Origin of the sequence: Natrinema salinisoli (assembly GCF_020405205.1) — an archaeon.
Classification (GTDB): domain Archaea; phylum Halobacteriota; class Halobacteria; order Halobacteriales; family Natrialbaceae; genus Natrinema; species Natrinema salinisoli.
In genome coordinates this window covers 1,737,112-1,757,790 of the sequence record NZ_CP084469.1, presented here as the reverse complement: position 1 = coordinate 1,757,790, position 20,679 = coordinate 1,737,112, and the positions used below count along the sequence as shown (strand labels likewise).

Genomic DNA, 20,679 nt, shown 5'->3' with positions numbered 1-20,679 from the left:
TCGTGACTGTCATACTGTTACGCCTGTGCTCCGGCGATGAACTCGCGGAGACGGTCGGCGTACGCATCCGATCGGTCCTCGGGAACCCAGTGGTAGGCGTCCGATAGCGGCGCGAGTTCGGCATCCGCGATGTCCTCGGCCAGTTGTTCGGCGTAGTCGTACGGCTGCATGACGTCGTCTTCGCCCCACAGCAGGAGCGTCTCCGCAGTGATCGCGCCGTAATCGATTTCCGTCGTGTGGTTCGTGTTCGTCGAGACGGCGTTGCGAACGAGCGACAGGTGACCCTCGTCGGTCAGCCACGGGGCTTTCATTCCGTCGACGAACTCGGGGTCGGCCTCGCCGTAGGCACCCTCGACGAACGCCGCGTCGAGGCGCCCTTCGAGTTCCTCCCGCTCGAGGTCGGCGGTCGACGGAAGGCCGAGGTTCGAGACGAACTCGACCGGCCAGGAATCGTAACAGACGGCGTTCGAGAGGACGAGCTGGTCAACCATCTCGGGGTTGTGCGCCGCGAAACGCAACGCGACGCCGCCGCCGATGTCGTGGGCGACCAGTGCGATTTCCTCGACGTCGAGGTCGTCGAGCAGGGCCGCGAGCATCTCTTCCTGAGCGCGGATCGATCGGTCGAAGCCGTCGTGCATCGCGGAGTTGCCGTAGCCGACCATATCGGGCGCGATAGTGCGTCGATCCGCAGCGACTGCGGGAACGATGTCCCGCCAGAGGAACGACCACGTGGGGATGCCGTGGACGAAGACGACCGGCGGCTCGTCGCTCTCGTCGGGGCCGTCCTCGTGATAGGCGACCTCGAGGTCGTGTCCGTCGACCGAGACGGTCGTCGACGCCTGCCCGTCGCTCCAGGTTTCGTGATCGACCATTCAGTACCCCCCGTCTACCGACGCCGCTGTTGAGACCCGGTTCGTGTCGTCGATTCGTCGAGACTGGCTCGCACGGCCAGACGATGTGAATTGCTCTCGCACCATAATTGGTGACACACCGCCAATTCAGTTTCCAACATAAAGTCAGTTTGGGAGAGGACTACCGCTGTTAACCGACACCGATGTCTCGAAACCGGGATGATGATCGACCGAGGCAGCCACAACGGCCGAACTGCTCCCCGAAACGACACTCGCGGTGTGCTACTCGGGTTCCGAACTCGTCGTCAGCCCGTCGAGCGACTCGTCGCCGATCTCCTCGAGGACGCGCTCGTGGAACGACTGGAGCGCGGCGCTCTCGTCCTCGGCGAGCACCACGTCGCTGGCCGACAGCGTCGCGAGTCCGAACGCCCGCGGCGTCGGCGAATCGAGGAGTCGCCGTGACACGTCGAGGTCCCCCGAATCGATCGCATTCACGATGGCCTCGATCTCGGCTACGTTCAGCTTGTCCTCGAGGATCTCCCGGTACGTCTCCTCGATCACCGCGAAGTCCTCGAGGTCTTCGGCGAAGCCGAGCAGCATCTCGCTGGAGACCTGCTGTTCGCTCGCGGACTTCTCGTAGCCCTTGTAGCGCTTGAGGATCATCAGCGAGCGGGTCGCGTTGATCCGGAAGTAGCGCTGGAGCAGGTCGGTGCCCGAGAGCGACGCGCGGAGGTCGTCGCGAACCTGCTCGCCCTCGAGATTCGCGATGATCCCGTCGATGTCCACTTTCCGGTTCAGCGGCATCGAGAGGACGAACCCGTTGTCCGCGACGGCTACGCGGACGTTCGCCGTCGCCTCCTGGGCACAGCGGTAGGCGAGCAGCCGCGAGAGCCCGTCGTTGACCTTGCGGCCGTACGTCGAGTGGACGTAGTAGTGGCGTTCGTACTCGTCGCGATCGCGGACGACTTCGATCGCCAGCCGATCGGTCGTGCTCACGCTCTCCGTCCCGGCGTACTGGATCTGGTGGTCGAACAGGCGGGCGATCGCCCGCACGCTGTCGTCGTCCAGCGGGAACTCCCGGAGCCAAGCGCGGACCCGCGGCGGGCCGCCGGCCTCGTAGCGCTCGAGGAGGTCACCCTGAAACGCGAGGATCTCGCAGCCGAGGTCGTACGACAGCGGGAGCCGTTCGGAGTACCACGAGGGGACGGTGGGACGGGCGCTCGTGCGGTCGACGTACACCTTCGAGCCGCGCCGGTAGCGGTACTCGAAGTGGTCGCCGCCGAGGACGAAGACGTCACCCTTCTCGAGGGTGTCGAGGTACTCCTCGTCTAGCTGGCCGACCCAGTCGTCGCTCGCGCGCGTGTAGACGTCGCAGGTGAAGGAGTCCGGGATCGTCCCGATGTTGGTCATGTAGATCACCCGCGCGAGCCGACCGCGCTTGCCGATCAGCGGCTCGCCGACCGGGAACGCCTCGTGGTGGTGTTGCCCGTCGGGCGGGTCGTTCTCGTCGCGCCAGACCTTCGCGTAGACGTTCTTCTCCTCGAGTCCGGCGTACTCGGCGGTGAGATACCGCATGAGGGACTCGTACTCGTCGTCGCCGTAGTTGCGGTAGGGGTAGGCCCGGCGGAGGATCGCCTTCAGGTCGGCCTCCGGACGAATCTCAGCGATCGGCATGCCGTAGACGTGCTGGGCCGCCACGTCCTGAGCGTTCTCGGGGATCGACACCGAGTCGACGAACCCCTCGGTGGCCTTCTTCAGCATGACCGCACACTCGAGGAGTTCGTCCCTGTCGAGCGCGATCACCCGCCCCGTGACGGTCTGACCGACGCGGTGGCCCGCGCGCCCGATCCGCTGGAGTAAGGCCGCGACGGATTTCGGCGAGCCGACCTGCACGACGAGGTCGACGTGGGGCATGTCGATCCCCAGCTCGAGGCTCGTCGAGGTGGTGACCACGTCGAGATCGCCCTCTTTCAGCCGGCCCTCGATGTCCTGTCTGACCTCCTTCGAGAGGCTCCCGTGGTGACAGCCCGAGTTGGCCTCGTCGTAGGCGTCGAAGCGCTCCCGGAGGTTGTGGAGGACCCGCTCCGCGCCCGACCGCGTGTTCGTGAACACCAGCGTGTTCGTGTGGTCCTGGATGTGATCGTGGAGCATCCGATAAAATCGCTCCTGAACGACCTCCCTCGGCGTGTTGATCAGGTCGTCCGTCGGACACTCGAGTCGCATATCGAACTCCCGGGCGAAGCGCGCGTCGACGATCTCGTAGTCGCGGGGACCGCTATCGGGTTCCTCGCAATCTCGCGGGTCGCTCTGCTCCCCGTCTGCTCGCGGATCTCCGATCCGCTCGCATGGTTCGAGGGACGCGTCTCGTCCCTCGCTACTCGATTCTTCCGAGACGCGTGGCGTCTCGCACCCGACGAGGAACTCCGCCACGCGGGACAGCGGCTCGATCGTCGCGGAACAACCGATTCGCGTGATGTCGCCCTCGGCCATCGCCTCGAGCCGTTCGAGGCTGACCGCGAGGTGCGTCCCGCGCTTGCCCGCCGCCAGCGAGTGGATCTCGTCGACGATGACGTACTCGACGGTGCGGAGCTTCTCGCGGAACTTGGGCGAGTTGAGCAGGATCGCGAGGGTCTCGGGCGTGGTGTTGAGAATGTGGGGCGTCTCCTCGAGCATCTTCTGCCGGTCGCTCGAGGAGGTGTCGCCGTGGCGGATCGCGTGGCGGATCTCTCCCATCGACTCCTCGCCGTCGCGCTCGGCGACGATCTCCTCGATCCCCTCGAGGGGTACCTCGAGATTCCGGTGAATGTCGTTCGCGAGGGATTTCAGCGGCGAGACGTAGAGGCAGTAGACGGAGTTCTCGAGGCCGTCCTCCAGGTCTCGTTCGAGTTCGTACAGGTAGTTGATGATCGAGAGAAACGAGGACATCGTCTTGCCGCTCCCGGTCGGCGCACAGACCAGCGTGTTCGTCCCGTCGTGTATCTTCGGGATCGCACCCCGCTGTGGCGGCGTAAAGAAGCCGTCGTTCTCGGGGACGAACTCGCCGAACTCCTCGAGCCACCACTCCTGAACCGCGGGCTCGAGCAACTCGAAGACGTCGCCGTCCTCGACCGTCGCGGCAGCCGGATCGAAGGGGAGGGCATCGTCTGCGACCGGCAACTCGAGGCCCTCGATCCCGTGCATTATCCCCGTTTCGGGGGCCGGCGTGTAAGAGGGTTTGGACAGCGGAGCGGAAGTGAAACGGTCGGGAAGCGGGGCGGTTCCGGCCGGGAGTCCGTCGTTCGAGTTCGGGGTGGCTCTACCGGTCGTCTGCGGGGCCACAATACAGTTATCCCCCCGTTCGAGACTCTCAGGAAATGCTACCGTCGCGGGTCACCGGTATTCTCGTTGTAGTTCTCGTCGCCGGTCTCGTAACGGGCGGGATCGTCGGCGGAACGACCGTTCTCGATCCCGATTCCGACGGCGTCCCGCCGCTGGTCGAACTCCGCGATGGGACCGCGGTCTTCGATGCGGATACGGACGACGACGGGCTCGAGGACGGTGCAGAAAAGCGATACGGAACCGACCCGACCGCCGCCGATACCGACGACGATGGCCTCGCGGACGGGCGAGAGGTGGCCGAACACGGGACGGATCCGCTCGAGGCGGATACCGACGGGGACGGGCTCGACGACGGTTCGGAAATACACGAGTACGATACTGACCCGCTCGCTGCGGACTCGGACGGCGACGGCCTTTCCGATCCCGACGAACTCGAGGAGTACGACACCGACCCCACGAGTGCGGATACCGACGGGGACGGGCTCGATGATGGCCCGGAGTTGCTCGAGCACGGAAGCGATCCAAACGTGGCTGATACGGACGATGACGGGCTCGACGACGGCCCGGAGGTCACCGAATACGGGACCGATCCGACGGACTCCGATAGCGACGGCGACGGATTGTCCGACGGTGCGGAGGTGCACCGGCAGGATCTCTTTCCCGATGCCGATCCGCTCAGGACCGATATCTACGTCGAGGTCGACACGATGGAGCGGACTCATTTCGAGGAGCGCGAACGCGAGCGGATCGTCGCCGAATTCGACGCAGCTCCGCTCGGAAACCCCGACGGGTCGACCGGGATGGCACTTCACCTGATCGATGGTGGGGCGGTGCCGTGGGAATCGTCGACTACGATCGGCGATCTGAACGGAGACAGATCGCAGCACTTCGATCGGAGAGGCATGGGCTATCACTATCTGGTTATCGTCGAAGATGTCGGCGGTGACACGGGCCGAACCAACGTCATCGGGAGAGCTAGGCCCGGAACGATGATGGTCGAATCCCTGCCGGGTCGCGACCGAACGGGATCAGTCGTGATGCACGAATTGGGCCACTCGCTCGGACTCTCGAGCGCCGATTTCGAGGGGATCGACACTGATCGATACTCCTTCAGCAGTTACCCGAGCGTGATGAATTACAATGCACCGGGAGAGTACTACGGATTCTCCGCTGGCGACGGCAGTGACGACTTCGACGACTGGAGCACCCTCGACGAGCAGCTGTTTACGCCGTCGACGTCGTCCGTCAGCGTCGCCGACTGATTGCGTAGCTAAATGCTCACGGAACAACCTCGGCGGCTCTGATCGTCACGATGTCGTCGTTTTCCGGCCACCGTCGAACCGTCACGGTTTCCGGCCGTGACCGTCACCTCGGTAGGTCCGAATCGTCGACGCACACGTTGGTTCCGCGGTACGCGAACTCGACCGTCGCGTTCGAGTCGTTCGAAGACTGAACCAGCGCGTCGAGTGCGTCCGTCTCGATCACTTCGTGCAGCGGCGATCCGAGTCCGGACGGATCGAGTCCGTCGTCCGGTGGTACTCCCCGAATCGCTCACGGACTCGTGCCCCGAACTCGCGACCCGGGGAATTAAAATCCACAACACGTTTATAGCCGTTTGTTTAAATATTAAATGCCTGTGATCGGCCGTGGTATCGGACGGCGGCCGCACGGCCGCAGGCTGTCAGAGGCATTCCACCCACCTGTTGGACGGTAGTTCGCCGTCGACACTGAACACCGGCAATCCGAGCACTCTCGAGCTTTTTTGTAGCATCATTGTTACGTCCCGTTCCGAACCCGTCTCTCGAGGTTTTCGTCACATTCGGTGGTGGCGGAACACCGGTATCCACCATCGACAGGGCGACCGTACAGGCCGGAATGAGTGTCGTAGCTCGTGAGCGTCTCATTGTACTGTTTCCTATTGATTGTGTGATTTGAACTGTTATCACATTATGTACCTATATAATTAAAACCGTCTTGTTTGAGTGAATTATTTTGCTATCGAAGGGTGGTTTCGGAGATGAATCGGCCTCTGGGTCGAAAAGTGACTATCTACTGGGAAATCGATGATTTCGAGGGCCATTGCGTAACTGAGTACCCCGGTTGAAACAATCAAATATAAAATTATTTTGAAATCTTATAAACAACTGCTAGTATAGTATATCCAATCAAGTAAGAGTCGTTTGATGGTTGGGTTCTGTAGCTAGAGGAATAAATTAATTATTCGTATTTAGTTTATTTCTGATCTATCCTCGGGGGTTAAGTCCCGGGATAATTGTCTATATGATGTGATAAAAAATCGGGCCCGTCGGTCGAAAACCGACCGTGTGGCGGAACGGGATTACGCGCTAGCCCAAACGTTCGTCGCGGCGACGGACGTGAATTGGATGTTCTCGTTCTCCTGAAGACTTACCTGTGCAGCGTTCGCACTGCCGTTGTCCTCAGCGATCGCCACGGAAGAGTGTTCGTGGAGGTTTGCTTGGGTGACAAACTGTTGCTGTTCGATGGCAACAGTTGCCCCCTGTTTAATATCGTTTTTGTGACTCGAATTGGTGTCGTAGTCATACGAGACGCCGGGGTCTGCCGCGATATCATTGCCACCGACAGTCACCGTCGAGGTCTTGGTTCGGGTAGCGCTGTCAGTTGCATACCCTGGACTGGCGTAGACATTGAGTGCTTCGGCGTACCCGACCTGAGCGTTTAAGTTCTTTTGATCGGCGATCTGGAAGGCCGTCGCTTCACTGCCGTTGAGCGCGATAGCCATTGCAGTGTTGTTCAGATTGACGTTCAGTTGCTCGACAGACTGTGCCTGCGCTACCGTCGCGGTAGCCGTTTGCTCACCGTCGCTCTCGCCTTTCTTTGAGATTTCGTCATCGCTCTTCTTCGGGCTGTGAGTGCTAACTGATTCGCTCTCACCGATATTCGCAACGTTCATCCCGGACATCGATGAGAGAATGTTCGTGGCTTCCGCGGACCCCAGTTGTTGGTTAAAGTTAGACTGATCCGTCAGCTGGATCGCCGTGGCGGAACTGTCCTCGCCGACAGCGATCGCGACTGCGGCCACCCCTTGATTGACGTTATTCTGAGATGTGTTCTGTCCCTGTGCAACAAAGGCAGACGCAGCCTGCGTCTCGTCGTCATCTTTCTTGCTCTTCTTGTGCTTGTCGTAATCTCCGAACTCACCATCTCCGAGATAGACGTTGGATGCGTTGGCAACGCCTTGCTGCAGGTTCTGGTTCGCCTGTGTGGTCTGCTGGAAGGCGGTCGCCTGACTGTCATTCATCGCGAGCGCGAAGGCAGTGCTCTCTTCGTTGTAGTTGAGCTGGGCCACCTCTTGAGCCTGGGCTACTGCCGCGGTCGCGGTCTGGCTGGCCGTCGTTTCGCCTTCCTCGTCGGCGATTCCCCAGCCACTGAACTGCTGGCCGCCACCGCTGCCGTTAGCCATGACGATGTGGACATCGCCGACGTTCTCGAAGTCAGTCGTTCTGGAATCGAACGCCCGATTCTCGGCGGATGCCTCGCCCTGCTGGACGTTCATGTTCTGCTGATCTACATCTTGAACGGCCGTAGCCGTTCCGTTATCGATTCCGATGGAGACGGCGGCACCCTCCTCCTGAATGTTCACCTGCTTAACGTTCTGGTACGTAATGACATCGGCGATGGCTTCCTGCTCTTCGGCGGCTTTCGGACCGCTAGCGATGTTCTCATCGATGAACTCTCCAAGGCTCTGTTCACCGAGATCAGCGCCAAAGACCAAATAAAGATCTTCGCCGTTCTCGAGGGTGTATACTGGTTGGTCCTGTGCGTGTTGGTCGCCGCCGGCAGCCACCGGGCCGGCCGCTCCGACCATCGAGATGGTGACCATAACGGCAACGAAAATCGTCGTAATTCGTGATCGTTCGGACATTTTGTTGATCGTGGTTCGTGTCAAATGACCCGTGAGGGTCTTTCGTTGTTGAATCTCTGCGACGCGAACCAATCTCTCTCGGATATAGTCTTTGTTATCAATGCTTTAGAGGGCAGAAGGTAGGTGCTACCTTTGGAGGGGGACGTGCCTACCAGTGATAAGAAAGCCTTGAGAGGAAATGTCGTATTTATTGACCGTTTCATCCCGTATCAGGCGCCAAAACCGCTAAAATATCGGAACAGAGAAAATAATCGTCGGTATAATAACTCCATATGGGTTTCTCTCGGAACGCATATTGTCTTGAACATTATATTATGAATTGGTGACTATTCTCTAGATACTATTTCGGGGACAGCGCCGGGTCAATATGGTTATCAATCCAGTCGTATAAGTTGGATTATAGTAATTATGGTGTCAATTGGGGCCTGAAATCTTCCAGCTGTTGCTCCAAAGACAGCTGCTACGTATGTCTACGGGCCTCTATTTCGATTCTAATCTCGCATAGCCCGTGAAACCGTGATTCGGGTTAATACGTGATATCAGCAACAGGGTCACCTGGGCAACGCGCCGTGGCATCCGCTCGGATCGGTCAGACAAGCTGTGACGGAATCGTGTCGCCGGCCGATAGACGAGACAGTTCCGGCGGTCCGCGCGTGTATGCTCAAACAACAACAAACCATGAAACGCTCACTTACAGCTATGATCACGGTCGCAGTGGCTTTCGGAATGCTGCTCACGATGGGAGCAGGAGCAGCAGCAGCCACTGGGGGATCGAGCGGAGATGTTACACAGGTCAACGCAGCCGACGCGACATCGATTGCCGATGGTTCCGGCGGCGATGTCGTTGTCGTGGGCGGTTCCGGCGGTGACGGCGGTACCGCTGGCGATGCAATTGCCATTGGCGGTAGCGGCGGTGATGCTGACGCTGACACTGGCGATGGCGGTGACGGCGGTACCGCTGGTGATGGTGGTGACGCATCGGCCGATAGCACCGATAGCTTTGTCCCGCCGGGCCAGCAAGACAATGCCGAAGCTTCGACATTAAGCATACCGCCGGGTCTGCAAGATGGCTCTGGCGCTGAAGGCGGCGAAGGCGGTGACGCCGAAGGCGGTGACGGCGGCGACATCGAAGATGAGGTCGAAGGCGGTGACGGCGGCGACATCGAAGACGAGGTCGAAGGCGGCGACGCCGAAGGCGGTGACGGTGGAGATGCCTACAACTTCGGCGGTGACGGCGGTGACGGCGGTAGTGCCTTTAGCTTCAACGACATCTCGCAGAATAACTACAACTGGTAATCCACCCAGAACTAATTGTAGTTCAGACACCTAATCACTCATTTTTGTCAAGTGTAGGCGGCACACTAGTTAGTCGGCTGGAATAAATCACTTTGCTTCTAAGGCGACCGTACACTCAGTTCGCTGTACCACATTCCGAATTGGCAGTCCCGTTTCTCGAGCCACTTCCTTTGCATCATCGTACTCCGCACTCACGTCGTAGACCTCTCCGTCGGCGTCGCTCGCGATCTTCACAGTGACCGCGTACTCCTCGCCGTCGATCTCGAGACTCACCGTCTCGAACTCCCGATTCGCGATCCATCGATGGGTCACGCCCGCATCACGGACACCCAGTGTTCCCGTCTCTTCGGCCAGTGCTCGAGCCACCCGTTCCCGGTCCTCTGGCTTGCAGATCACCTTCACGAGATGACCGGGGCGGGACTTCTTCATCGTCGCAGGGAGAATCGAAACGTCTCTCGCGCCCGCGTCCGCGAGCGTCTCTTGCAATCCGCCCAGCACTTCGGGCGTCGCGTCGTCGAGGTTCGTCTCGAGGACCGCGATATCGTCTTTCACCAGTTCACTGCCGTCCTCGCCGGTCCCGACCAGCATCCGAAGCACGTTCGGATGGGGATCGAGATCGTAGCCGCCCGCGCCGTAGCCCGAGGCCTCGACCTCGAGCGCGGGCAGCGAGTCGACGCCGTCGGCGACGTGACCCAGAATCGCCGCTCCGGTCGGGGTGAGCAGTTCCGCGTCGACTGGCCCGCCGCGCAGCGACCAGTCGGCCCGCTGGGCGATTTCGACGACCGCCGGCGTCGGGACCGGATACTCGCCGTGGCTCATCGACACCGTTCCGCCGCCGGTCGCGAGCGGCGTCGTCACGACCCGCTCGGGCTCGAGGTCGTGAAGCAACGCGACCGCACCGACCACGTCCGCGATCGCGTCGTCGGCCCCGACCTCGTGGAAGTGGATCTCTTCGAGGGCCTCTCCGTGAACGCTCGCTTCCGCCTCGCCAAGTAGCTCGAATATCGCGAGCGCGTCGCGCTCGACCGCTGGCTCGAGGCCCATGTCGGCGACGATTTCGCGGACCTCGAGATAGCTGCGATGGGGGCCGTGACCTTCGGCGCGAACGCCGTCGTGGTCGTCGTGATCGTGATTCGCGTCGCCGTGCTCGTGGTCGTGTCCGCCGTCGGATTCGTCGTGGCCGTGTGATCGAGTCCCGTTCGCATTCTCATCCGTCAGGAGCACGTCCACCGTCGTCGCGGCGATGCCGCTCTTTTCGGCCTCGTCGATCCGGTATTCGACGTCGAGGGCGTCGGTGACGGGCTCGAGGGCGTCGGGGTCGGCACCGGCGTCGAGGAGGGCCGCGAGGAGCATGTCACCGCTGGCTCCCATGCGGCCGTCGAAGGCGAGGATTCGCATGTGACCACTCCGGGGCGGAAGACGCAAAAAGTCACCTCTCTGCACCGTACAGACGCGGTGTCGATAGGGCCAAAACCAACCGAGGCCGGTACATCTTTGTAGCGTCCAGTCGTATCATTGTATGTTAGCCACTAGCACAGGAAATGATTCGACCTAGCAAAAAACCTATCCGGTCACGAATCGGAGTCATTGACATCGCCGTCCCTAAATCATGAACGAAGTCCAACTGGAGGTTGCGAAGGCATACCCGAACGACTCGGGTCGTGGTATCGCCCGGCTCGACCCGGACACGCTGTTGCATCTGAAGCTCAGCCCGGGCGACATCATCGAAATCGAGGGTGCAGATACGACTGCCGCGAAAGTCTGGCGGGCAGACCGGCAGGACTGGAACACGGATACCGTCCGTATCGACGGGTTCACCCGACAGAACGCCGACGTCGGCATCGGCGAACGGGTGACGATCCGCAAGGCGGAAGCGACGAAAGCCGACAAACTGGTACTCGCACCGCCGGAGGAAGCGTCGGTCCAGTTCGGCTCGGACGCCGCCGGGATGGTGAAACGACAGATCCTGAAGCGCCCGGTAGTCGGCCGCGACATCGTCCCGGTCATGAGCTCGACGAATCATCCGTTCATGCGATCGCCGGGCCAGGCGATCCCACTCATAGCCGTCGAGACCGAACCGGAGGGCGTCGTCCTCATCACCGAGGACACCGACGTCGAACTCCGCGAGGAACCCATCTCGGGATTCGAGAAGACCGGGGGCGGGATCACCTACGAGGACATCGGCGGCCTCCAAAACGAGATCCAGCGGGTCCGGGAGATGGTCGAACTCCCGATGAAGCACCCGCAGATCTTCAAGAAGCTCGGGATCGAGCCGCCACAGGGCGTCCTCCTGCACGGCCCGCCGGGGACCGGGAAGACCCTGCTCGCGAAAGCCGTCGCCAACGAGACCTCCGCCAGCTTCTTCTCTATCGCTGGCCCGGAGATCATCTCGAAGTACTACGGCGAGTCCGAACAGCAACTCAGGGAGATCTTCGAGGACGCCACCGAGGAGTCGCCGTCGATCATCTTCATCGACGAACTCGACTCCATCGCACCCAAGCGCGAGGACGTCACCGGCGAGGTCGAACGCCGCGTCGTCGCCCAGCTGCTGACGATGATGGACGGTCTCGAGTCCCGGGGCCAAGTCATCGTCATCGCGGCGACCAACCGCGTCGACAGCGTCGATCCGGCGCTGCGCCGACCGGGGCGGTTCGACCGCGAGATCGAGATCGGCGTCCCCGACGAGACGGGCCGGGAGGAGATCCTGCAGATCCACACCCGCGGGATGCCCCTCTCGGACGACGTCACCCTCGGTCATCTCGCCGACGAGACGCACGGCTTCGTCGGGGCCGACATCGAGAGCCTCACCAAGGAAGCGGCGATGAAGGCGCTCCGCCGATACCTCCCCGAGATCGACCTGGACGAGGAGGACATCCCGCCGAGCCTGATCGATCGGATGATCGTCAAGCGCGAGGACTTCCGCGGCGCACTGAACGAGGTCGAGCCGTCGGCGATGCGGGAGGTCCTCGTCGAACTCCCGAAGATCTCCTGGGACGACGTCGGCGGCCTCCACGACGCCAAAGAGCAGGTACAGGAGTCCGTCGAGTGGCCGCTCTCGAACCCCGAGCGGTTCGACCGGCTCGGCGTCGACCCGCCGGCCGGCGTCCTGCTGTACGGCCCGCCCGGCACCGGGAAGACGCTGATGGCGAAGGCCGTCGCCAACGAGACCAACGCGAACTTCATCTCGGTGCGCGGCCCGCAACTCCTCTCGAAGTGGGTCGGTGAATCCGAAAAGGCCATCCGCCAGACCTTCCGCAAGGCCCGCCAGGTTTCGCCGACGGTCATCTTCTTCGACGAGCTCGACGCACTCGCACCGGGTCGGGGCGGTGAAACCGGATCGAACGTCTCCGAACGCGTCGTCAACCAGCTCCTGACCGAACTCGACGGGTTAGAGGAGATGGGCAACGTCATGGTCATCGGCGCGACCAACCGGCCGGACATGATCGACCCCGCACTGCTGCGCTCGGGTCGGTTCGACCGGCTGGTCATGATCGGCGAACCCGACGTCGACGGCCGCGAGAAGATTCTCGAGATCCACACCGAAAATACGCCGCTGGCCGCGGACGTCACGCTCCGGGAGATCGCCGAGATCACGGACGGCTACGTCGGTAGCGACCTCGAGTCGATCGCCCGCGAGGCGGCCATCGAGGCGCTCCGCGAGGACGAGGAGGCGGACATCGTCGAGATGCGCCACTTCCGACAGGCCATGGAGAACGTCCGGCCGACGATCACCGACGACATCCTCGACTACTACGAGCAGATCGAAGAGGAGTTCCAGGGCGGCACGAGCGGCCCCGACCCGTCGGGTCGTCGCGGCAGCCGCATCGGCTTCCAGTAGCGCCGGCCGCTCTCGAATCCGTTTCGAGTCTTCTGTTCTCGTCGGTTTATGCATTCGACCGAGAGGAGAGCTATCGCGTATCGAGCAGTGTCGATCGAGCGCTGAAACGGTAGCGGACGATCGATCCACATACCACTATTCCCTTCGCAGTCGAACGGTGAGACGTGAACCACGAGACCTGGTCCGAGTCGCAAACGGAGACGACCGTCACCGTCGACGGCCACGACCTGTCGCTCGCGTACCGCGACGCGGGAGCGGGCACGCCGGTCCTGTTCCTTCACGGCATCCCGACGTGGTCGTTCCTCTGGCGACGGATCGCACCCTCGCTCGAGGGGCAGTTCCGAACGATCGTTCCGGACTTCGTCGGCTACGGGAACAGCGACCGACGCGACGGCTTCGATCGCTCGATCCGCGCCCAGGAAGCGGCTATCGCCGACCTCGTCGACCAGCTCGGGCTCGAGGAGTTCCACGTCGTCGGCCACGACATCGGGGGCGGCGTCGCCCTCCGATACGCAGCCCACACGGACGATCGAGTCGATAAACTCGTCCTCTCGAACGCGACGGCGTACGGCTCCTGGCCGGTCGAGTACATCACCTCGCTCGGGCTCCCGCGCACGCTCGAGATGGACGCCGACGCGTTCCGCGAGCGGCTGGATCGCGCGTTCGTCGACGGGCTCGAGCGAGCCGACCCGAGTCCCGAGTGGATCGACGGAATGACCGAGCCCTGGCTCCGATCCGACGGTCGGCGGGCGTTCGCCCGCGCCGCCGTCGCGACGAACACGAACCACACGACGGAAATCGACTACGACGCCATCGACGCCGACCTGCTGTGCCTCTGGGGAGCGGCGGACGCGGAACAACCCGTCGACGACGGGCGGCAACTTGCGGCGGACATCGGCGGCGAGGTCGTCGCGCTCGAGGACGCGGGTCACTGGGTCACGGAGGACCGGCCGGACGCGTACCGCGACCGTCTCGAGTCGTTTCTCACCGGAGAGTAGTAAGCGGGGCGACCGTATCCGGCCGTCCGCTGTGACCGAGAGCCGGTGGGCAGCGGAGACGCTATCTTCGGTCCGCCTGTCGGTCGTTCGGTCCCCGAGCGCCGAGCCGAACGCGTTCGGACCGATTCACTGGACGTCGGTTTCCTCGCGCGCGGCCTCGAGGTGACGGCGCTCGACCCGCACCTCCGATGCCTTCTCGTTGGCCGTCTCGGGACCGTACTCGTCGGCGACCTCGCGAATCGCCCGCATCGAGGCGTCTCTGACCAGTGCCTCGAGGTCGGCCCCGGTGTAGCCTTCGAGTTCGGCCGCGAGTTCGGCGACGTCGACGTCGTCGGCGAGGGGTTTCCCCTCCGTGTGGACCGCGAGGATCTTTTCTCGAGCGTCCAGGTCGGGTTCGCCGACGAAGACGTGCGTGTCGAGTCGACCGGGCCGGAGCAGTGCGGGGTCGATCTGGTCCTTGCGGTTGGTCGCGGCCAGCACGACGAGGTTGGGGTTCTCCCGCATCCCGTCGAGTTCGGTCAGGAGCTGTGAGACGATGCGTTCGGTCACCTCGTGACCCTCGCCGCGGGCGGCGGTGATGGCGTCGATCTCGTCGAAGAAGACGATCGACGGGGCCGACTGGCGAGCGCGCTCGAACACCTCGCGGATCGCCTTCTCGCTCTCGCCGACGTAGCGATCGACGATCTCGGGGCCGTCGACGCGGACGAAGTTGACGTCGGTTTCGCCCGCCAGCGCCCGGGCGAGCAGCGTCTTTCCGGTCCCCGGGGGACCGTACAGCAGGACGCCCGATGGCGGATTCGTGTCGGTCTCCTCGAAGAGGCGATCGTACGTCAGCGGCCACTCGACCGACTCGCGAAGCGTCTGTTTCGCCGCTTCGAGGCCGCCGACGTCCGAGAAGTCGGTATTCGGCGATTCTGCGACGTACTCGCGCATCGCGGAGGGCTCGACGGACGCGAGCGCGGAATCGAAGTGCGTTTTTCGGACCGTCGGATTTCGGTTCCACTCGTCGAGTTCGTCCGTCTCGGTCGGCCGATCGCGAATGGCGGCCATAGCCGCCTCGCTCGCGACGGCGTCCAGGTCCGCCCCGACGAAGCCGTGCGTTCGCCGTGCGATGGCATCGACGTCCACGTCGTCGGCGAGCGGCATCCCGCGCGTGTGGACCTCGAGGATCTCCCGGCGGCCTTCCTCGTCGGGGACGCCGATCTGGATCTCGCGGTCGAACCGGCCGCCCCTGCGGAGCGCGGGATCGATCGTGTCCACGCGGTTTGTCGCGCCGATGACGATCACCTCGCCGCGGGCGTCGAGGCCGTCCATCAGGGTCAACAGCTGGCCGACGATTCGGTTTTCGGCGTCCCCCTCGTCGTCGCGCGTGCCGGCGATCGAGTCGATCTCGTCGAAGAAGACGATCGTCGGCGCGTTCGCCTCGGCCGTTTCGAACACCTCCCGGAGTCGCTCCTCGCTCTCGCCCTTGTACTTCGACATGATCTCCGGCCCCGAGATCGTCTCGAAGTTTGCGTCGACCTCGTTGGCCACGGCGCGGGCGATCAGCGTCTTCCCGGTGCCCGGCGGGCCGTAGAGCAGGACGCCAGAGGGGGGCTCGACGCCGAGCCGGCGGAACAGCTCCGGTTCCGACAGCGGGAGTTCGATCATCTCCCGGACGAGCTCGAGTTCCTCGTCGAGCCCGCCGATGTCCTCGTAGGTGACGCCGGAGTTCGGGCTGACTCCGTCGACGTCCGCCTCGGAACCGGAGTCGATCGTGGCTGGTGTACCGGCCGAACTGCTGGACGTGCGGTCAGGGTCGGTGGCTCCGGAACCGGCGGAAGTCGCAGTGTCCCGCGATCCTCCATCGCCGTCGACGATCCGGATCGTCGTCCCGTTCGTGATTCGAACGTCACCCCTCGGGTCCGTGTCGGTAACGCGGAACGGCTGCTGATCGATCCCCTCGATACGCACCTGTTCGCCGGCTCGTACCGGCCGATTTCGCAGTTTCTCCGCGGCCTCGCTCTCGGCGGCCCGGCGCTGGCGCTCGGGCAGTCCCGGGGGTGCGATCAGGGTGACTCTCTCGGCGTCGGTGATGGTCGATTTGTCCTTCGCCCGGACGGACACCGTATCGCCCACGTGAACGCCGGCGTTCGCACGCGTGTCGCCGTCGATCTGGACGGCGTTGTCCGGGACCGACTGATCGGCAGGCCACATCTTGGCGACGGTCGTCTCGTCGCCCTCGATCACGACGGTATCGCCGCTGAGAACCCCGAGCTGTCGCCGCGCCGCCTCGGGAATCCGGGCGACGCCCCGACCCGCGTCTCCTTTCTCTGCGGCGCGAACGGACAGGGTCACGCCGTCCGGTTCCGACGAACTCATACCCGTTCCTTTCGTGCCGGTCGCCTTGAGAATTGTCCCATCAGGCGAGCGACGCCGATCACAGCCAAACGGGGTCCGTGACCGATCGGCTCGGATCACAGCGCGTTCTCGAGGAGCCGATCGATCCCCCGTCGCAGCCGCTCGGAGGCCGACGGTGCCGAAACCCCCAGTCGGTCGCCGATCTCTTCCGTCGAGGCCTCTCGTGGCACCGCGAAGTAGCCCGCCTCGTGGGCCGCGACCAGCGCCTCGTACTGTTCGTCGGTGAGGCCGAACGGTGGGTCATCCGTCGAGGACTCTCGAGTCAATCGCTCGAGTTTGAACGTCCCGCCACGCTCCGTACAGAACGCGCGGTACTCCGCGAGCGCCTCTCGGTCGGGAAACCGTGCTCGTCCCCACCAGCCGTCGACGGTTACGATCCCGCCCAGCGGGGTCGTCCCCAGTTCGACGTACTTCCGATAGATCGGGAGCGGGGGATCTCGCAATCTGATTCGATACATCGCGCCGCCGTTCGTCCCGTCCATCGTCGTGTACGCCTCGACCGTCGGATCGCACGTCAGCGCCTCGGAAAAGTCGTCGATCGCCCCGACGGCTCGACAGAGGACGACCGGCCGATCGGGATCGACGACGAGGATCCGTTCGATGTAGAGCGTGATATCCGAGACGGCCGCGACGGCGTCTGTCAACGGTAGATCCGGCGAATCGAGCTGGAACTCCGCGATGAGACCCATACGACCGGCTCAGTCCGGCTATACTTAAATACCCTAATACATGAGATACAGGCTGATCGGACGGCGACGCATATGTTCGGGTACGAATGGCTACCAGCGACCATCCTGCGATGCAACTGAATACGGGGACGCGATCGCACAACTACTACCGAAACGCAGTCGAGAAACACTGGGATCCACACGAGATCGATCTGTCGGCCGACCTCGAGGGAGCCGCGGAACTCCCCGAGCCGGCCTTCACCGGTCTCAAGCAGTCGCTCGCGCTGTTCGGCGCTGGCGAGGAGTCGGTGACGGAAGATCTCGCGCCGCTCGCGGTCGTCCTCGAGGACATCGAGGACCAGCTGTTCATCACCACGCAGCTCTACGAGGAGTCCAAACACACCGACTTCTTCGATCGCTACTGGCGCGAAGTGATCCACGCGGAAGAGGAGCGGCGCGGACAGGAGCTTTCGTCGCCGACCGACGCGAAGTGGTTCAACGAACCCTACGACGAGCTGTTCGAGCGCAACGAGCGGGCCATGGCGCGACTGCTCGAGGAGGACACGCCGGAAACCCGCGCGAAGGCCCACTGCCACTACCATCTGACGATCGAGGGGATTCTGGCCCAGACCGGCTACTACGGACTCACCCTCGCGTACGGTGAGAACGAGCCCGAACTGCCCGATCTGCCGGGGCTCGTCGAGGGGCTCAAACTGGTTCGAAGCGACGAGGGACGCCACGTCGGCTTCGGGATGGCGAAACTCAAGTCGCTCGTGGCCGACGGCGAGGTCGAACCCGACCTCCTCCGGGAGACGGTCGACGAACTGGTTCCGCTAGTTCAGGACAGTCTGAGCGGCGACGAAGGAGCGAGTTCCGAAGACGGTCCCGGCCCGAGCCCCTCCGATCTGGCCGAGTACGCGTACACGAAACACGAACAGCGCATGCAACAGATCACCTCCGCGAGCGAGAAGATTCCGGACGTCGACGAGCTGACCCAGCTCGAGGCGTAGCGACGACGGTCCGCGGAACGCCCGTCTTTCGTCGGGTTCGGGGACAGCAACCGGAGAAACGCCTTTTGCCGTTCGTGTTCGATGAACAACTATGGTCGTCCAGACCGAGCGCGACGACGCCACCTGGTACGAGTGCGAAACTTGCGGCCTCCTCTTCGAGGAGCAGTCGGACGCGGCGGAACACGAGAAGCGGTGTGACGGGTCCGAGCCGACCTACATCCAGTAGTTCACTCGAGCCGTTCGCGGTGGTCGGCTGCGAGTTCGCGCGCCTGATCGAGGGTGTGGGTTTCCGTCCAGCGCACGCGGTCGCCGTCTCCGTACGCCAGCGCGGTCTTGAGTTCGTCCCGGAGGACGCCGTGGTCGACCGCAAGCACCGTTCCCGACCCGTCGCCGAGCTCGTAGACGCCGGGTCGGTCCGGTGCGCCGGCAACGGTTTCCCGCTCGAGGTCGCGCCAGGGCTTCTGCAGCGGCATCAGTCGGCCTCCTCGACGAGTTCGTAGGCGTGTTCGCTCATTTCGTCCTCCGCGAAGACGAATACCCGGCCGTCGACGAGCGAGAGATCCGCTTCGACGCGGATCGAGTACGCTTCCGTCGCGACGGTGACGCCCGGAAACAGTTCCTCCTCGTCGTCGCGATCGAGCATCACGCGACCGACGCCGGTCGTCTCGAGGATGTCGTCGTGGGTGTTCCGGTCGTTGACGTAGGTCATGACGCCCTCGACGCCGTCGGGATCGGTGACGAGGACGTGTACCTCCTTGCCCGGCGGAGTCGTCAGCGGTCCCTCGACGGGTTCGGGAGGCCCGTGGTAGAATACCTCTCGGCCATCGTGGTACTCGACGACCACACCACCGTCGACGAGATCGACACCGATCGTGCTGGGGGCGACGTTGTTGCGCGCGCTCATTGTCGCGTCTTGGATCGGACGGGGCAAAAGCGGTGTGCTCCGTCGCTCGTGACGGGACGATCAGTACCGCCCGGACCGACCGAGCCGCGATTTCCGCGGATCGTCAGCCGTAAGTACGCCCTCTGAGAGTGTCCGTGTATGGATGGTCGTGCTGTCGCACCCGCTGCCGGGACGGTGCTCAACGCGCTCGCGACCGGGACCGGCTCGGCGTTCGCGATCGACCTCGAGACGACGGCGACCGTCGAACTCACGGGCGACGGCGACGTCGTCGGTGAAATCGCCGGGCGACCCGAGGCCGACGTGACGCTCGTCGAGCGCTGTGCCGCGTTGACGATCGCCGAGTACGCCGAGCAGGCCGGGCTGGACGAGTCGACCGTCGGTGCTCGCGTCCGGACCGAAAGCGAGGTGCCGATGGCGTCCGGGCTGAAGAGCTCCAGCGCGGCGGCCAACGCGACGGTACTCGCGACGCTGGACGCCCTCGAGGTCGTCGATTCGGTCGACCGGATCGACGCCTGTCGCCTCGGCGTTCGAGCTGCTCGCGATGCCGGCGTGACCGTCACCGGCGCGTTCGACGACGCCAGCGCGAGCATGCTCGGCGGCGTGACGGTCACCGACAACACGGCCGATGCGTTGCTCGCCCGCGAGGAAGTCGACTGGCACGCGCTGGTCTACACGCCGCCCGAACAGTCTTACAGCGCCGACGCCGACGTCTCGGCCTGCGAACGCGTCGCCCCGATGGCCCGGCTGGTCGAAGAACTCGCGCTCGACGGCCGCTACGGCGAGGCGATGACCGTCAACGGCTTCGCCTTCGCGGCCGCCCTCGAGTTCTCGACCGGGCCGATGATCGACGCCTTGCCCGACGTCGCCGGTGTTTCCCTGTCCGGCACGGGGCCAAGCTACGTCGCCGTCGGGGATCGCGACTCGCTCGAGGCGGTCCAGACCCGGTGGACCGAGCGCGACGGAACGACACGATTACTGGGGACGCGAACGGACGGAACACGAACGACATGACTCGAGAGCCAACGGACACGGAGACGGACGGCGGAATCGACGACGAGGATCGCACGCCCGAGGAGATGGACCTCGACGAACTGCGCGAGGAGATTCGGACGATCGATCAGGAGATCGTCGAACTGATCGCGCAGCGAACGTACGTCGCGGACACGATCGCGGCGGTCAAAGACGAACAGGGCCTGCCGACGACCGACGAGAAACAGGAACAGCAGGTCATGGAGCGAGCGGGCGATAACGCCGAACAGTTCGATGTCGACGCGAACCTCGTCAAGGCGATCTTTCGGCTGTTGATCGAACTGAACAAGGTCGAGCAGCGGGAGAGCAGGTAGCCGAAATCGGCTGTTTCGGGCCTCTGTTGCTGTTCGGGTGGCTGAGTCTTCTTCCGTCAGTTGCTCTTTCGTTCGTCGATCGATAACACAGAAATCGTTCAGCAGACAGGCGTTGCGTACAGCGTACGGGAACTGTATCGTTCACTCTG

General features: G+C 63.3%; 17 protein-coding genes. 8 read left to right on the top strand and 9 right to left on the bottom strand.

All coding sequences use genetic code 11. The annotated features are described in order from the left end of the window. Nucleotides 1–17: 17 nt before the first annotated feature. Both LDB05_RS08600 and LDB05_RS08595 read right to left on the bottom strand, forming a co-directional pair. On the bottom strand, nt 18–872 hold the full coding sequence (locus LDB05_RS08600; protein ID WP_226007511.1) for an alpha/beta fold hydrolase: 855 nt from the start codon (nt 870–872) through the stop codon (nt 18–20). Nucleotides 873–1,133: 261 nt separating this feature from the next. After that, entirely contained in the window at nt 1,134–4,031 is a 2,898-nt protein-coding gene (locus LDB05_RS08595) for an ATP-dependent helicase (RefSeq protein ID WP_226007510.1), read from the bottom strand. Between the two features lie 173 nt (nt 4,032–4,204). Here LDB05_RS08595 and LDB05_RS08590 point away from each other — a divergent pair, with 173 nt between their 5' ends. Then, complete coding sequence (locus tag LDB05_RS08590; protein ID WP_226007509.1) at nt 4,205–5,431, top strand: zinc metalloprotease; 1,227 nt, start codon at nt 4,205–4,207, stop codon at nt 5,429–5,431. Nucleotides 5,432–5,534: 103 nt separating this feature from the next. On the opposite strand, the gene LDB05_RS23585 is transcribed toward LDB05_RS08590, so the two are convergent. Both LDB05_RS23585 and LDB05_RS08580 read right to left on the bottom strand, forming a co-directional pair. Beyond that, nucleotides 5,535–5,717: a HalOD1 output domain-containing protein gene (locus LDB05_RS23585; RefSeq protein WP_226007887.1), complete on the bottom strand. Its 183-nt coding sequence runs from the start codon at nt 5,715–5,717 to the stop codon at nt 5,535–5,537. Between the two features lie 790 nt (nt 5,718–6,507). Continuing rightward, nucleotides 6,508–8,073, bottom strand: a complete 1,566-nt coding sequence (locus LDB05_RS08580; RefSeq protein ID WP_226007508.1) for a hypothetical protein — start codon at nt 8,071–8,073, stop codon at nt 6,508–6,510. Nucleotides 8,074–8,730: 657 nt separating this feature from the next. Between LDB05_RS08580 and LDB05_RS08575 the strand changes: the two genes are divergently transcribed. Continuing rightward, nucleotides 8,731–9,369, top strand: a complete 639-nt coding sequence (locus tag LDB05_RS08575) for a hypothetical protein (protein ID WP_226007507.1) — start codon at nt 8,731–8,733, stop codon at nt 9,367–9,369. Between the two features lie 87 nt (nt 9,370–9,456). On the opposite strand, the gene larC is transcribed toward LDB05_RS08575, so the two are convergent. Next, nucleotides 9,457–10,767 (bottom strand): nickel pincer cofactor biosynthesis protein LarC, encoded by a 1,311-nt coding sequence (larC, locus tag LDB05_RS08570; protein ID WP_226007506.1) that lies wholly within the window; start codon nt 10,765–10,767, stop codon nt 9,457–9,459. Between the two features lie 211 nt (nt 10,768–10,978). Here larC and LDB05_RS08565 point away from each other — a divergent pair, with 211 nt between their 5' ends. Next, on the top strand, nt 10,979–13,207 hold the full coding sequence (locus LDB05_RS08565; RefSeq protein ID WP_226007505.1) for a CDC48 family AAA ATPase: 2,229 nt from the start codon (nt 10,979–10,981) through the stop codon (nt 13,205–13,207). A 164-nt stretch (nt 13,208–13,371) separates the two neighbouring features. After that, on the top strand, nt 13,372–14,205 hold the full coding sequence (locus tag LDB05_RS08560; RefSeq protein WP_226007504.1) for an alpha/beta fold hydrolase: 834 nt from the start codon (nt 13,372–13,374) through the stop codon (nt 14,203–14,205). A 126-nt stretch (nt 14,206–14,331) separates the two neighbouring features. Here the strand turns inward: LDB05_RS08560 and LDB05_RS08555 are convergent, their stop codons facing one another. Both LDB05_RS08555 and LDB05_RS08550 read right to left on the bottom strand, forming a co-directional pair. Then, nucleotides 14,332–16,566, bottom strand: coding sequence for an AAA family ATPase (locus LDB05_RS08555; RefSeq protein WP_226007503.1), 2,235 nt, complete (start codon nt 16,564–16,566; stop codon nt 14,332–14,334). A 95-nt stretch (nt 16,567–16,661) separates the two neighbouring features. Continuing rightward, nucleotides 16,662–17,294 (bottom strand): helix-turn-helix domain-containing protein, encoded by a 633-nt coding sequence (locus LDB05_RS08550; RefSeq protein WP_226007502.1) that lies wholly within the window; start codon nt 17,292–17,294, stop codon nt 16,662–16,664. 86 nt (nt 17,295–17,380) lie between these two features. Between LDB05_RS08550 and LDB05_RS08545 the strand changes: the two genes are divergently transcribed. Together LDB05_RS08545 and LDB05_RS23390 are read left to right on the top strand one after the other, a co-directional pair. After that, on the top strand, nt 17,381–18,283 hold the full coding sequence (locus tag LDB05_RS08545) for a ribonucleotide-diphosphate reductase subunit beta (protein ID WP_226007501.1): 903 nt from the start codon (nt 17,381–17,383) through the stop codon (nt 18,281–18,283). Nucleotides 18,284–18,374: 91 nt separating this feature from the next. Further along, nucleotides 18,375–18,509, top strand: a complete 135-nt coding sequence (locus tag LDB05_RS23390; RefSeq protein ID WP_284145791.1) for a DUF7128 family protein — start codon at nt 18,375–18,377, stop codon at nt 18,507–18,509. A 1-nt stretch (nt 18,510) separates the two neighbouring features. On the opposite strand, the gene LDB05_RS08540 is transcribed toward LDB05_RS23390, so the two are convergent. Both LDB05_RS08540 and LDB05_RS08535 read right to left on the bottom strand, forming a co-directional pair. Beyond that, nucleotides 18,511–18,756, bottom strand: a complete 246-nt coding sequence (locus tag LDB05_RS08540; RefSeq protein WP_226007500.1) for a DUF7508 domain-containing protein — start codon at nt 18,754–18,756, stop codon at nt 18,511–18,513. After that, complete coding sequence (locus LDB05_RS08535; protein WP_226007499.1) at nt 18,756–19,187, bottom strand: DUF5796 family protein; 432 nt, start codon at nt 19,185–19,187, stop codon at nt 18,756–18,758. The genes LDB05_RS08540 and LDB05_RS08535 overlap by 1 nt, the downstream gene beginning before the upstream one ends. Before the next feature lie 138 nt (nt 19,188–19,325). On the opposite strand from LDB05_RS08535, the gene LDB05_RS08530 reads away from it, so the two are divergent. Both LDB05_RS08530 and LDB05_RS08525 read left to right on the top strand, forming a co-directional pair. Beyond that, nucleotides 19,326–20,198 (top strand): shikimate kinase, encoded by an 873-nt coding sequence (locus tag LDB05_RS08530; protein ID WP_226007498.1) that lies wholly within the window; start codon nt 19,326–19,328, stop codon nt 20,196–20,198. Continuing rightward, nucleotides 20,195–20,530, top strand: coding sequence for a chorismate mutase (locus tag LDB05_RS08525; protein WP_226007497.1), 336 nt, complete (start codon nt 20,195–20,197; stop codon nt 20,528–20,530). The genes LDB05_RS08530 and LDB05_RS08525 overlap by 4 nt, the downstream gene beginning before the upstream one ends. Nucleotides 20,531–20,679: the final 149 nt, after the last annotated feature.

Excerpts from the sequence above, each read along its gene's own strand:
- LDB05_RS08600 (WP_226007511.1), bottom strand. The coding sequence starts at position 872 with ATGGTCGATCACGAAACCTGGAGCGACGGGCAGGCGTCGACGACCGTC.
- larC (WP_226007506.1), bottom strand. The coding sequence starts at position 10,767 with ATGCGAATCCTCGCCTTCGACGGCCGCATGGGAGCCAGCGGTGACATG.
- LDB05_RS08575 (WP_226007507.1), top strand. The coding sequence starts at position 8,731 with ATGCTCAAACAACAACAAACCATGAAACGCTCACTTACAGCTATGATC.
- LDB05_RS08550 (WP_226007502.1), bottom strand. The coding sequence starts at position 17,294 with ATGGGTCTCATCGCGGAGTTCCAGCTCGATTCGCCGGATCTACCGTTG.
- LDB05_RS08525 (WP_226007497.1), top strand. The coding sequence starts at position 20,195 with ATGACTCGAGAGCCAACGGACACGGAGACGGACGGCGGAATCGACGAC.
- LDB05_RS08590 (WP_226007509.1), top strand. The coding sequence starts at position 4,205 with ATGCTACCGTCGCGGGTCACCGGTATTCTCGTTGTAGTTCTCGTCGCC.
- LDB05_RS08580 (WP_226007508.1), bottom strand. The coding sequence starts at position 8,073 with ATGTCCGAACGATCACGAATTACGACGATTTTCGTTGCCGTTATGGTC.
- LDB05_RS08555 (WP_226007503.1), bottom strand. The coding sequence starts at position 16,566 with ATGAGTTCGTCGGAACCGGACGGCGTGACCCTGTCCGTTCGCGCCGCA.
- LDB05_RS08595 (WP_226007510.1), bottom strand. The coding sequence starts at position 4,031 with ATGCACGGGATCGAGGGCCTCGAGTTGCCGGTCGCAGACGATGCCCTC.
- LDB05_RS08530 (WP_226007498.1), top strand. The coding sequence starts at position 19,326 with ATGGATGGTCGTGCTGTCGCACCCGCTGCCGGGACGGTGCTCAACGCG.
- LDB05_RS08535 (WP_226007499.1), bottom strand. The coding sequence starts at position 19,187 with ATGAGCGCGCGCAACAACGTCGCCCCCAGCACGATCGGTGTCGATCTC.
- LDB05_RS08540 (WP_226007500.1), bottom strand. The coding sequence starts at position 18,756 with ATGCCGCTGCAGAAGCCCTGGCGCGACCTCGAGCGGGAAACCGTTGCC.
- LDB05_RS08545 (WP_226007501.1), top strand. The coding sequence starts at position 17,381 with ATGGCTACCAGCGACCATCCTGCGATGCAACTGAATACGGGGACGCGA.
- LDB05_RS08565 (WP_226007505.1), top strand. The coding sequence starts at position 10,979 with ATGAACGAAGTCCAACTGGAGGTTGCGAAGGCATACCCGAACGACTCG.
- LDB05_RS23390 (WP_284145791.1), top strand. The coding sequence starts at position 18,375 with ATGGTCGTCCAGACCGAGCGCGACGACGCCACCTGGTACGAGTGCGAA.